The organism is Nocardia sp. 852002-20019_SCH5090214, assembly GCF_001665865.1.
In the GTDB taxonomy this organism is placed as follows: Bacteria; Actinomycetota; Actinomycetes; order Mycobacteriales; family Mycobacteriaceae; genus Nocardia; species Nocardia nova.
The window spans coordinates 132,899-147,618 of record NZ_LZMK01000393.1; the positions used below are offsets into that span (position 1 = coordinate 132,899).

Consider the following 14,720-nt stretch of genomic DNA (forward strand, 5'->3'; position numbering starts at 1 on the left):
TTGGACCGGCTGGATTTCGGCGGAAACGGCGAAGCTGGCGGCGAGGTAACGCCCGCGGCAGTATCCGGGGATCAACTGTTCCCGCTGTCGCCGGCGCAGCTCGGAATCTGGTATGCCCAGCACCTGGACCCCCAGGTGCCGATCACGATCGCCCAGTACGTCGACCTGGACGGCGACGTCGACGTCGAGGTGCTCTCGCGCGCCAGCCTGGATGCGTCCCACGAGCTGGGCTCCGGTTTCGTGCGCATCGTCGAACGCGACGGCGAGCCGCTGCAGTACGTCGACCACACCCTCGGCGATACCGACGGCGTCGAGCACATCGATCTGCGCGATGCCGCCGATCCGGAAGCGGCCGCGCACGAGTGGATGCGCGCCGACTACGGCCGCCCGCTGAACATCATCACCGACCGCCTGGTCCGCTCGGCCGCGCTGCAGCTCACCGACGACCGCTGGTTCTGGTACTCGCGTGCCCATCACATCGTGCTCGACGGCTTCGGCGCGGTGAACCAGGTCAACCGGATCGCCGAGCGCTACACCGCCTATCGCAACGGCGTCGAGCCCGCCGCGTTGAAGGCCTCCGACCTGCGCGACCTGGTCGAATCCGAATTCGCCTACCGCGACAGCACCCGTTTCGAGAGCGATAAGCAGTACTGGGCCGAGCGTGTGGCCGGCCTGGAGGAGGGCACCAGCCTCACCGGCCGCAATGCCGCCCCGGCCCCGCTGAACGACGTGGTCGGCGCCGCTCTGTCCGACGATCGCAACGACCTGCTCGCCGAAGCCGTTCGTCGCCACGACTCCTCGCCGGCCGCCCTGCTGATCGCGGGTTTCGCCGCCTATCTGGCGCAGTGGACCGACGCCGGGGACGTCATTCTGAGCCTTCCGGTCACCGCGCGCACCACCGCGGTGATGCGGCGTTCCGGCGGCGCCACCTCGAACATCGTCCCGCTGCGCCTGCGCGTCGGCCACGACACCACCGTCACCGACCTGCTGAAGTCGGTGCAGGTGGAGGTGTCGGGCGCGCTGCGTCACCAGCGGTACCGGCACGAGGACATTCGCCGTGACAGTGCCGCCGCCGGCCGGGAATCGGGCAGCGGCGACGGAGTGGTGACCAAGGAGTTCTTCGGCCCCTGGGTCAACATCATGTTGTTCCAGGACGAGCTGGTACTCGGCAGCACGCCGGGCCGCTTGCATGTGCTCTCCACCGGTTCCATCGAGGATCTCGGCGTCAACTTCTATCAGACCGAGGGCGGCGCGCGGTCCCGGATCGACTTCGAGACCAACCCGAACCTCTACACTGAAGACGAAGCGCGCCACCATCATTCGCGCTTCCTCGAATTCTTCGACCGGTTCCTGCAGGCGGATGCGCAGGAGCGGCTGTGGGGTCTGCCGATCACCACGGCCGTCGAGCGGGCCGAAACCGTCACCGGCTGGAACCGCTCCGTCCACGAGGTGCCGACCACCACGCTGCCGGCCCTGCTGGACGCCGCGATCGCGCGCACGCCCGGCCGGACCGCCATCGACTTCCAGGGGCAGACGCTGACCTACGCCGAATTCGGCGCCCGGGTCAACCGCCTGGCGCGGACCCTGATCGCCGACGGTGTGGGCCCGGAATCGCTGGTGGCACTGGGCATGCGGCGTTCGCTGGATCTGGTCGTCGGCATGCACGCGGTGCTGAAGGCCGGTGGCGCGTACGTGCCGATCGATCCGGATCATCCGGTCGAGCGCACCGCCTACATCCTCGACAGCGCGGGCCCGGTGTGCGTGCTGACCAGTTCCACCGACGAGGTGGACCTGCCGGATTCGGTGCGGCAGGTACAGATCGACACGCTCGACACCACCGGTGTGTCCGATGCGCCGATCACGGACGCCGACCGGCTCGCGCCGCTGCGCGCGGACAACACCGCCTACGTCATCTACACCTCCGGTTCGACCGGCCGGCCCAAGGGCGTCGCGGTCACCCACCACGCCATCGTCAATCAGCAGCTGTGGATGCTGCACGAATACGGCCTGACCGAGGCCGACGTCTATCTGCAGAAGACCGCCACCACCTTCGACGTCTCGCTGTGGGGTTACTTCCTGCCGCTGATGGTCGGCGCGAAACTGGTGGTCGCCGATCCGGACGGGCATCGCGATCCGGTCTACGTCGCGCAGATGATCGAGCGGCACGCGGTGACCGTCACCGACTTCGTGCCGTCGATGCTGACGGTTTTCGCCTCGCACGCCAGCGCGGGTCAATGTGATTCGCTGCGTGCGGTTTTCGTCATCGGTGAGGCGCTGCCGCCGGAGACCGCCGCGATGTTCCGGGCGATCAACCCGGACGCCGGCCTGCACAACCTCTACGGCCCCACCGAGGCCGCGGTCTCGGTGACCTACTGGGAGGCCACCGCAGCCGACACCACCACCGTCCCGATCGGTATCCCGGAATGGAATGTCGATGTCTACGTGCTGGATTCGCGGTTGCGTCCGGCCGCGATCGGCGCACCGGGTGAGCTGTATCTGGGTGGACGGCAGTTGGCCCGCGGATACCGCGGCCGGCCCGATCTGACCTCGGATCGGTTCGTCGCCAATCCCTTCTCGAGCACCGGCGAGCGCATGTACCGCACCGGTGACCTGGTGCGCTGGGGCCGGCAGGCCGACGGGACCGGCGTGCTGGAGTACATCGGCCGTACCGACTTCCAGGTCAAGTTCCGCGGCCAGCGCATCGAGCTCGGCGAGATCGAAACCGATCTGCTCGCCCATCCGGCGGTCAGCCAGGCCGTCGTGCTGGTGGTCGACACCGCGACCGGTCAGCAGCTGGTCGCGTATGTCGTTCCGGCGCCGGGATATTCGATCGATTCGGCGGATCTCACCCGGTTCGTGGCCGAGAAGCTGCCCAGCTACATGGTGCCCGCCGCGATCATGGTGCTGGACGCGTTCCCGCTCAACACCTCCGGCAAGCTGGATCGCAAAGCGCTGCCCGAACCCGTGTTCAGCGCCGATGCGACCGGTTACCGCGCCCCCCGCACGCAGGCCGAGGAGATCGTCGCCGGCGTCTTCGCCGACGTACTGAGCCAGCCCCGGGTCGGCGTGGACGACAACTTCTTCGACCTCGGCGGCAACTCGCTGGTGGCGACGCAGGTCGTCGCGCGCATCTCCGCCGCCTTCGGCGTGCAGCTGGGTGTGCGCGCGCTGTTCGAGACGCCCACCGTGGCGGGTATCGCGGCCCGGGCCGACGCCGCGGCCGAACACGGCGCCGACGGCGAATTCGCGGCGCGTCCGCCGCTGGTCGCGCAGCATCGCCCGGACCGGGTTCCGCTGTCGCTGGCACAGCAGCGGATGTGGTTCATCAACCAGTTCGATCCCGCCGCACCCACCTACAATCTGCCCTTCGTGGTCCGGCTGAGCGGCACCGTCGACATCGACGCGCTGCAGACCGCGCTGCGCGACGTGGTGGAGCGGCAGGAATCGCTGCGCACCATCTTCCCCGAGTCCGGCGCGGGCGGCTATCAGTTCGTTATTCCGGCCGAACAGGTCGACCTGGGTATCGAGGTGGAGCCGATCGACGCGGCGGATCTGCACGATGCGCTGGCGGCCTTCGCGTCCGCCGGATTCGATGTGTCTCGGGAACTGCCGATCCGGGTGCGGATATTCGAGATCTCCGCCGGCCGCGACAATGGCACGCGGGACTTCGCGGTCGCTTTCGTCGTTCACCACATCGCCGCGGACGGATTCTCCTTCGGTCCCCTGGCCCGCGACGTCGCGGCCGCATATCTGGCGCGTGCGGCCGGTTCGGCCCCCGCCTGGTCACCGCTGCCGGTCCAGTACCAGGACTACAGCCTCTGGCAGCGGGAACTGCTCGGCTCGGAGGCCGATCCGGATTCCATCGCCGCCCGCGAAATCGGGTACTGGCGAGAGGCTTTGGCCGGTCTGCCGGATCAGCTGGAATTGCCCGCCGACCGCCCGCGGCCGCCGGTGCAGAGCTTCCGCGGCCGCCGGGTCGATTTCGCCATCGACGCCGAATTGCATGGGCAATTGGTCGAACTGGCGCGTGCCCACGGCGTCAGCTTGTTCATGGTCATGCACGCCTCGTTGGCCGTTCTGCTGGCCCGGTTGTCGGGTACCAGCGATATCGCTGTCGGCACGCCGGTCGCCGGTCGCGGTGAACAGGCGCTCGACGACCTGATCGGCATGTTCGTCAACACGCTGGTGCTGCGTTCCGAGGTCGAGGGCAGCATCGCGTTCAGCGAATTCCTGGCGCAGACCCGGGAAGTCGACCTCGCCGGATTCGCGCACGTCAACGTGCCGTTCGAACGACTGGTCGAGGTGCTGAACCCGACCCGCTCGCAGGCGCGGCATCCGTTGTTCCAGGTGATGCTGTCGTTCCAGGAGATGTCGCACGCCACGTTGGAACTGCCCGGATTGTCGGTGACCGCCGACGAACTGGACGTCGACATCGCCAAATTCGACCTGCAGTGGACCATCACCGAGGAGCGTTCCGGCTCCGGTGCGCCCGCCGGGATGGTTGCGGAGGTCTCCTACGCCACCGATCTGTTCGACGCGCCGACCGTCGCCGAATTCACCGAACGCTATCTGCGGATCCTGAAATCTGTTGCCGCGCACCCGGATACGGCGGTGCGTGAGATCCTTCTGCTCGACGATGCCGAACGGGTCACGGTGCTCTCGGGCTGGAACGAGACCGCGCACGGAGTTTCGGCTCCGACGGTGCTGGATCTGTTCGCCGAGCAGGTTCGGCAGCGGCCCGACGAGCTCGCCGTGTTGTTCGACGGCGGCATGCGCGAGGACGGCGGGGAGCCGATCGAGCTCACCTACGCCGAATTCGACGCGCGCGTCAATCGTTTGGCTCGCAAACTGATCGACCTCGGCGTGGGACCGGAGTCACTGGTCGGCGTCGGTATCCGGCGTTCGGTGGATATGCTCGTCGCGATCTACGCGGTGATGACCGCCGGTGGTGGGTATGTGCCCCTGGACCCCGACCATCCGGCCGAGCGCACCGACTACGTGCTGGCCTCCTCGGGCCCGGTCTGCCTGCTGACGACCACCGACGACGGGGTCGCCGCGAGCGACATCCCGGTGATCGAGGTCGACGCCGTCGACCTCGACGACTATCCGCCGACCCCGGTCGGCGATGCCGATCGACTCGCCCCGCTGCGGCCGAGCAATACCGCATACGTGCTCTACACCTCCGGCTCCACCGGCCGTCCGAAGGGTGTCGCGGTCGCACATGCCGCCGTGGTGAACCAGATCGCCTGGATCACCGCGCAATACCGCATGGGGCCGGCCGATGTGGTGCTGCAGAAGACCCCGGTGACCTTCGACGTGTCGGTCTGGGAGTTGTTCGGCACGCTGGCGGTCGGTGCGAAGATGCTCATCGCGGCACCGGACGGGCATCGCGATCCGGTGTATCTGTCGGAGATCATCGGTCGTCATCGGGTCACCATGACGTCGTTCGTGCCGTCGATGCTGTCGGTCTTCGTCGGTGCCGCGGTTCCGGCCGAATGTGCCTCGCTGCGTGCCGTTCTCGTCGCCGGAGAGGCGCTGCCGCCGGCGACGGTGACCGCGTTCCGGCAGTTCTCCACCGCCGCGCTGCACAACCTGTACGGCCCGACCGAATTCACCGTGCACGCGACCGCATGGCACCTGGACACCGTCGCCCCCGCCACGGTGCCCATCGGCCGCCCGGTGTGGAACACGCGCGCCTACGTACTCGACCAAGGTCTGTCTCCCGTTCCGGTCGGGGTGCCCGGTGAGCTGTACCTCGGCGGGGTGCAGGTCGCGCGCGGCTATCACGGCCGCCCCGACCTGACCGCCGATCGATTCGTAGCCGACCCGTTCGGCCCGCCCGGATCACGGCTGTACCGCACCGGTGACCTGGTCCGCTGGACCGAACCGGACGCACCCGAGGTCGGCCGCGCGGGCGTGCTGGAATACATCGGCCGCACCGACTTCCAGGTGAAGTTCCGCGGTCAGCGCATCGAACTCGGGGAGATCGAGGCCGCGCTCACCGAGCATCCGGCGGTCAACCAGGCCGTGGTTCTCGTTCTGGACACCGTCGCCGGTGATCAGCTCGTCGGTTACGCGGTCACCCCGGCCGGGCCGGTCGACATCGACAACATCAAGGCGTCGCTGCACCGGCGGCTGCCGGCGTACATGGTGCCCTCGGCGATCGTGGTGCTCGACGCGCTGCCGCTGAACCCGTCCGGCAAGCTGGACCGCAAAGCGTTGCCCGCGCCGGTATTCGAGGTGCGCGAATTCCGCACTCCGGCAACGCCGATCGAGGAGATCGTCGCCCAGACCTTCGGCGAGGTTCTGGGCGTGGCCCGGGTGGGCGCGGACGACGACTTCTTCGACCTCGGCGGCAATTCGCTGATCGCCACCCAGGTGGCCTCGCGCTTGGGCAACGCGCTCGACACCCGCGTCCCGTTGCGCATGCTGTTCGAGGCGAGCACCGTGGCCGCGCTGGCCGCGCGAGTGGAATCGCATGCGGGCGACGGTGCGCGCAAGTCGCTGGTGGCACGGGAGCGCCCCGAACAGGTGCCGTTGTCGCTCGCACAGCAGCGGCTGTGGTTCCTCAACCGCTACGACACCTCCTCGGCGGTCAACAACATCCCGGTCGCCATGCGGCTGTCGGGTGAACTGGACGTGGCCGCGCTGCAGGTCGCGGTCATCGACGTGATCGACCGCCACGAATCGCTGCGCACGGTGTTCCCGGAGACCGGCAGTGCGCCGGTGCAGGTGGTGCTCGACGCCGCGCAGATCGTGCCGGACCTGACCCCGGTGCCGGTGACCGAGCACAATCTCATCGACCACCTGGTCGAACTGGCCTCCATGTCGTTCGACGTGACCAACGAAGTGCCGTTGCACGCCCGGCTCTTCGAGATCAGCGAGACCGAGTACGTGCTCGGCATGGTGGTGCACCACATCTCCGCCGACGGCTGGTCGATGCATCCGCTGGCCCGCGACGTGATGGTCGCCTACGCCGCGCGCACCAACTGGGAGCAGCCGGCCTGGACCGAACTGCCGGTGCAGTACGCCGACTACGCGCTGTGGCAGCGCGACGTGCTGGGTTCCGAGGACGATCCGAACTCGTTGATCTCCAACCAGATTCGGTACTGGACCCGCGAACTCGCCGATCTGCCCGACGAACTGGTGCTGCCCGCCGACCGGCCGCGCCCGGCGGTCGCGACGTATCGCGGTGGCACCTATTCGTTCGTCATCTCGCCGGAAACCCAGCGGCGACTGGCCGACCTCGGCCGCAGGTACAACGCCTCGCCGTTCATGGTGGTGCACGGCGCGCTGGCGATCCTGCTGGCGCGGCTGTCGGGTACCTCCGATATCGCGATCGGCACCCCGGTCGCCGGTCGCGGTGAGGCCGCGCTCGACGATCTGATCGGCATGTTCGTCAACACGCTGGTGTTGCGCACGAACGTCGACGGCGCAATGACCTTCGCCGAACTGCTGGCCCAGGCCCGCAATACCGATCTGCAGGCCTTCGCCCATGCCGACGTGCCGTTCGAGCGGCTGGTCGAGGTGCTCAACCCGGCCCGTTCGCAGGCCCGGCATCCGCTGTTCCAGGTGATGCTGGCCTTCCAGAACATCCGCCACGCCAGCCTGGAGCTGCCCGGCCTGTCGGTCAACGGCATCGACTACGACGCCCGGCTGGCGAAATTCGACCTGCAGCTCACCCTGCAGGAGGCGCCGGACGCCGAAGGGGCGGCGGCGGGTATGTCCGCCGAGTTCTCCTATGCGCTCGACCTTTTCGACGAGCCGACGATCGCCGGATTCGCCAAGCGCCTGGACCGGGTGCTGGCCGCGGTGGTGGCCGATCCGGACCGCCCCATCGGTGACATCGCGCTGATCGACGCGCTCGAGGCCGATCGGGAACTGCGCGAGTGGAACTACACCTCGCGCGAGATCGGTTCCGCGACACTGCTTCCCGAGCTGTTCGCCGAGGCCGCCCGCACTCACGCGGAGGCGGTCGCGGTGGTGGACCGCGAGGCCGGCGAGACCCTGACCTACGCCGAATTCGGGGCCCGCGTGCGCCGGTTGGCGCGGCGGTTGGTCGAGGCGGGCGTGGGCCCCGAGGCGCGGGTGGCGCTGGGACTGCGGCGTTCGACGGACCTGGTGGTCGCCATGTACGCGGTGCTCGAGGCCGGTGGCGGCTATGTGCCGCTGGACCTGGATCAGCCCGCCGACCGCATCGGCTACGTCCTCGACACCGCCGAACCGGTCTGCGTACTGACCACCTCGGCGAACGCGGCCGACGTCGAGGCCGGTGACCGTACGGTCCTGTGCCTGGACGAGCTCGACCTCGCGGACTACTCCGACGAGCCGCTGACCGATGCGGACCGTCTCGCCCCGCTGCGTCCGTCGAATCCGGCGTACACGATCTTCACCTCCGGCTCGACCGGCCGCCCGAAGGGCGTGACCGTCCCGCATTCCGCGGTGGTGAACCAGATCCGCTGGATCACCGGCGAATACGGCATCGGCGCCGACGATGTGGTGCTGTTCAAGACGCCCGCCACCTTCGACGTCTCGGTGTGGGAGTTGTTCGCCCCGCTGTCGGTCGGTGGCCGGATGGTCGTGGCCACCCCCGACGGGCATCGCGATCCGCGCTATCTCGCCGATGTGATCGCCGCCGAACAGGTCACCATGACCTCGTTCGTGCCCTCGATGCTCACCGTCTTCTCCGGTGCGGTCGACAGTTCCGCGCTGGCGTCGCTGCGGGCGTTGTTCGTCGCCGGTGAGGCCTTCACCTCCGATGCCGTCGAGGCGTTCCGCCGGGTCGGCACGGCACAGCTGTACAACCTGTACGGCCCCACCGAATTCACCGTGCACGCTACCCACGCCGGGGTGGCCGACGGCGTCCGCGGCGCGGTGCCGATCGGTTTGCCGGTGTGGAACGCGCAGGCCTACGTGCTGGACGCGCGACTGCATCCGGTGCCGCCGGGTGTCGCGGGTGAGCTGTATCTGGCCGGCGATCAGCTGGCCCGCGGTTATCTCGGCCGTGCCGATCTGACCGCCGACCGCTTCGTCGCGAATCCGTTCGCCGACTACGGCTCCCGGATGTACCGCACCGGTGACCTGGTGCGCCGCGGCGCCGACGGCGCGATCGTGTACCTGGGCCGCACCGACTTCCAGGTGAAGGTGCGCGGTCTGCGCATCGAGCTCGGGGAGATCGAATCCGCCCTCGTCGCACACGAATCCGTGGCCCAGGCGGTCGCGGTGGTGCGTTCGGACGCGCGCCTGGGCGATCAGCTCGTCGCCTACGTGGTGCCGGCCGGCGGCGTGGTGGACCTCGAGGTGCTGCGCGCACATCTGGCGCAGTTGCTGCCGTCGTACATGATTCCGTCCGCGATCGTCACGCTCGACGCGATGCCGCTGAACCCGAACGGCAAATTGGACCGGCGCGCGCTGCCGGAGCCGGTGTTCGCGGCCCGCGAATTCCGGGCGCCGTCCACGCCGGTCGAGGAGATCGTCGCGGCGACCTTCGCCGACGTACTCGGCCTGGACACCAGCGAGCGTCCGGTCGGTGTGGACGACGACTTCTTCGATCTGGGCGGCAACTCGCTGATCGCCACCCAGGTGGTGGCGCGGCTGAGCGCCGCGCTGAACGCCGAGGTCGGTGTGCGCACGGTCTTCGAGGCGCCCACGGTGGCCGGCTTGGCCGCGCGCGTCGAATCCCAGGTGGGATCCGGTGTGCGCCAGGCGCTGACGCCTCGCACGCGCCCGGAATTCCCGCCGCTGTCGCTGGCACAGCAGCGGATGTGGTTCCTCAACCGCTTCGACACCGATTCGGCGACCAACAACATCCCGGCCGCGGTGCGGCTGACCGGCGAACTCGATATCGACGCGCTGCGTACCGCGATCGCGGACGTGGTGGCCCGGCACGAATCGCTGCGCACGATCTACCCCTCCCACGAGGGCCTGGCCTACCAGCAGATCCTGCCCTCGACCCGCGCCGTGCCCGACCTCGACGTGGTCGATACGACCGAGGCGGATCTGCTCGACGCGCTGACCGAATTCGTCGGCCGCGGTTTCGACGTGACCGCGGTGCCGCCGACCCGGTTGCGGCTGTACCGCCTCGGCGAGGCCGATCATGTGCTGGTCGTGGTGGTCCACCACATCGCCACCGACGGCTTCTCGATGACGCCGCTGGTGCGCGATCTGATGACCGCCTACCTGGCCCGCACCGCGGGATCGGAGCCCGGCTGGGCGCCGCTGCCCGTGCAGTACGCGGATTACGCGCTGTGGCAACGGGAATCGCTCGGCTCGGAGGACGATCCGCGGTCGGTCATCTCCGAACAACTCGGTTACTGGCACAACGCGCTCAACGGCCTGCCCGACGAATTGCGGCTGTCGACCCGCCCGCGGCCGGCCGTGGCCACCTACGAGGCCGGGACCTACCGCTTCCGGGTGCCGGGTGAGCTCGTCGACGGGCTGAGCCGGGTCGCCCAGGGACAGCAGAGCACGCTGTTCATGGTGGTGCACGGCGCCTTCGCCGCGTTGCTGGCGCGGTTGAGCGGCACCGACGACATCGCTGTCGGTATTCCGGTCGCCGGTCGCGGTGAGCGAGCCCTCGACGACCTGGTCGGCATGTTCGTCAACACCCTGGTCCTGCGCGCTCAGGTCGACCCGGGCGCGCGGTTCACCGAACTGCTGGCCCAGGTCCGCGAGCGCGACCTGTCGGCCTTCGCCCACGCCGACGTGCCGTTCGAGCGCCTGGTCGAGGTGCTCAACCCGGCCCGTTCGCAGGCCCGGCACCCGCTGTTCCAGGTGATGCTGTCCTTCCAGAACCTCGGCCGCACCGCCCTGGAACTGCCCGGGCTGACGGTCGCCGAACTCGGAATCGACGCGCAGACGGCGAAATTCGACCTGCAGCTGACGTTGAGCGAGGGGCCGGTCGGCGCCGGGGCCGCCGGCGGTACCGGTGCGGACGCCGCGATGGACGCCGAGCTGGTCTTCGCGACCGATCTGTTCGACGAGGCGTTCGCCGAATCGCTCGCCCGTCGCTTCCTGCGCGTGCTGCAGGCCGTGGCCGCCGATCCGTCGGTCGCCGTGGGCGCCCTGCCGATTCTCGACGCCACCGAACACGCTCTGGTGCTGCGGCATTGGAACGACACCGAATTCCCCATCGACGCCGCCCTGCCGACGGTGTCCGACGATGCCGCCGCGACGCTGGTCTCGCTGTTCGAGGCCCAGGTCGCGCGCACCCCGGACGCGACCGCGGTGATCTTCGAGGGGACGAGTCTGTCCTACGCCGAGTTCGCCGCCCGCGTGCGCCGGCTCGCCCGCTGGCTCGTCGACCAGGGGGTCGGACCCGAGTCGCTGGTCGCCCTCGGTATGCGACGCTCGATCGATCTGGTGGTCGGCATGTACGCCGTGGCCGCCGCCGGTGGCGCCTACGTGCCGCTGGATCCGGATCATCCGGCCGAGCGCACCGACTACATCCTCGACACCGCCCGCCCGGTCTGCGTCTTGACCTCGGGTGCCGGTCTGCGCGAAAACGTCTCCACCGCAAGCGATATCGCGCCCGAGGTGCGTATCGACCGGCTCGAGCTGTCCGGATATTCGGACGCGCCGCTCACCGATGCCGACCGGACCGCGCCGCTGCGTCCGGGCAATACCGCCTACGTGATCTTCACCTCCGGTTCCACCGGCCGCCCGAAGGGCGTGGCCGTTCCGCACACCGCGATCGTGAACCGCCTGGTGTGGATGCACGCCCAGTACGGCCTGGCCGCCGACGATGTGGTGCTGCAGAAGACCCCGGCCACCTTCGACGTGTCGGTGTGGGAGTTCTTCTGGCCCTTGCAGGTCGGCGCGCGCCTGGTGGTGGCCCGGCCGGACGGCCACCGCGATCCGGCCTATCTCGCCGAGGTCATCGTGCGCGAGGGCGTGACGGTCACCCACTTCGTGCCGTCGATGCTCGCGGTCTTCGTCGCCGAGCCGGCCGCGGCCGGATGCACCGGTCTGCGCAACGTCTTCGCCTCGGGTGAGGCGCTGCCCGGCACCACCGCGCAGCAGTTGCGCCGCCTGACCGGCGCTCGCCTGCACAATCTCTACGGCCCGACCGAAGCCGCGGTCGACGTCACCTATCACGAGGTCGTCGACGCGGACGGGGCGTCGGTGCCGATCGGTGCGCCGGTGTTCAACACCCAGGTCTACGTCCTGGACGCGCGGCTGCAGCCGGTTCCGGTGGGTGTCGCGGGTGAGCTGTATCTCGCGGGCGCCCAGCTGGCGCGCGGATATGTGGCCCGGCCGGATCTGTCCGCGGACCGCTTCGTGGCCAATCCCTTCGGCGGCGGTGCGCGCATGTACCGCACCGGCGACCTGGTGGTCTGGACCGAGGCCGGTGAGCTCGAGTATCTGGGCCGCACCGACTTCCAGGTGAAGGTGCGCGGTCTGCGCATCGAGCTGGGTGAGATCGAATCCGCGCTGACCGCCGTCGCATCGGTGGGTCAGGCCGTGGTGGTGGTTCGCTCCGAGGATCGCACGGGCGACCAGCTGGTCGCCTACCTGATCGCCGCGCCGGGCGCCGAGATCGCGGTGGACGACGTGAAATCCGCACTGGCCGAACAACTTCCGGCGTACATGGTGCCGGCGGCCTTCGTGGTGCTCGACAGCTTCCCGCTCAACGCCTCCGGCAAGTTGGATCGCAAGGCGCTGCCGGCGCCGACGTTCGCGGCCAAGGTGTTCCGCGCGCCCAGCACCTCGGTGGAACAGTCCGTCGCCGATGTGATCGCCGAGATTCTCGGCCTGGACCGGGTGGGCCTGGACGACGACTTCTTCGAACTGGGCGGCAACTCGCTGCTCGCCACCCAGGTCGCGGCCCGGCTGGGCGCGGCGCTCGACACCGAGGTCGGGGTCCGCACCCTGTTCGAGGCCTCCACGGTGGCGGCCCTGGCCGCGCGCCTGGAAACCCAAGCGGGACAGGGCGGGCGGCTCGCGCTGACCGCGCAGCCGCGGCCCGAGCCCGTCGCGCTGCCGGACGGTGAGACCGCGCAGCTGGTGCCGCTCTCCCCGGCCCAGCAGCGGATGTGGTTCCTCAACCGGTTCGACAACCGCACCGCGGTGAACAACATCCCGGTCGCGATCCGGCTGACCGGCGCGCTGGACCGCGAGGCCTTCGCCGCGGCCGTGCGTGACGTGGTCGCGCGGCACGAATCGCTGCGCACCGTGTACCCGGAGGTGGCCGGTGACGGTTACCAGCGGGTGCTGTCCGCGCGCGCCGCCGGTGTCGAACTCGCCGTCGAATCGGTGGACGCCGGCGAATTGCCCTCGCGCGTGGCGGAATTGGTCAACGTCTTCTTCGACGTGACCGCCGAGGTCCCGTTCCGGGCCACCCTGCTCGAGCTCGGCCCGCGCGACCACGTGGTCGTGCTGGTCATGCACCACATCGCCGGGGACGGCTTCTCGCTGCGCCCGCTGCTGCGCGATGTGGTCGCCGCCTACTCCGAGCGCTCGCGCGGCGAGGCCCCGCAGTGGGCGCCGCTGCCGGTGCAGTACGCCGACTACGCGCTGTGGCAGCGCGAGGTGCTCGGCGCCGAGGACGATCCGGAATCGGTCGCCGCCCGCCAGATCGCCTACTGGTCCGAGCAATTGCGCGATCTGCCCGAGCAGATCGAACTGCCGGCCGATCGTCCGCGCCCGGAGATCGCCACCAATGCCGGTGCGACACACGAGTTCTCGATCGACGCCGATCTGCACGCGCGGCTCACCGACTACGCGCGCGCCCACGGCGTGACGCTGTTCATGCTGATGCACGCGGCCCTGGCCACCTGGGCGGCGCGGTTGTCGGGCAGTACCGACATCGCCATCGGCACGCCGATCGCGGGCCGCGGTGAACGCGCGCTCGACGATCTGATCGGCATGTTCGTCAACACGTTGGTGCTGCGCACTCCGGTGCGCCCGGACGCGACGTTCGCCGAACTGCTCACCGAGGTGCGCCGGACCGACCTGGCGGCCTTCGCCAACGCCGACGTGCCGTTCGAGCGGCTGGTCGACGTGCTCAGCCCGGTGCGTTCCCAGGCGCATCACCCGCTGTTCCAGGTGGCGTTGACCTTCGAGGCCACCGGACAGCGCGACGCCACCACGGTCGCCCTGCCCGGCCTGGATCTCGCGGTCGTCGACGCCGATCCGGGAATGGCGAAATTCGATATCCAGCTGACCGTCGGCGACGCCGCCGACGGCGCCGGGCTGGCGCTGTCGTGGAACTACGCCACCGATCTGTTCGATCCCGAGACCGTCGCCGCTTTCTCCGACCGCCTGCTGCGGATCCTGCGCAGCGTCACCGAGGGCAGCTCCACCGCGGACAGTGTCACCGAGACCGCCGCCGCCACGGTGGTGGGCGATATCGATCTACTCGGCGAGGGCGAACGGCTGGACGTCTCGCAGCGCTGGGTCTCGGCGGGTGCGGACGGCGGCACCGGACGGTTCGCGGACCGGGCCGTGACGCTGTCGGATCTGTTCGACGCCGCGGTCGCCGAGCACGGCGACCGGGTGGCGGCGAAGTTCGGCGCCGATCAGCTCACCTACGAGGAGCTGGATCGGCGCGCGAACCAGTTGGCGCGCAGGCTGATCGCCGACGGCGCCGGCCCCGAGACATTGGTCGCGGTGGTGCTGCCGCGTTCGCTGGATCTGGTCGTGGCTCTGCTGGCGGTCGTGAAATCCGGCGCGGGTTATGTGCCGATCGATCCGAGCTATCCGGCCGAACGCATCGCCTA

Annotated in this window: 1 protein-coding gene (cut by a window edge); it reads left to right on the plus strand. The window is 69.4% G+C overall.

The genetic code is table 11. The annotated features are described in order from the left end of the window. Window positions 1–14,720, plus strand: partial view of a non-ribosomal peptide synthetase gene (locus A5780_RS32645; RefSeq protein WP_064911031.1) — the 5' portion only. Its footprint extends 29,326 nt past the window's final position; 14,720 of the gene's 44,046 nt are visible here — the first part of the coding sequence; it begins with the start codon at window positions 1–3; its stop codon lies beyond the right edge, outside the window.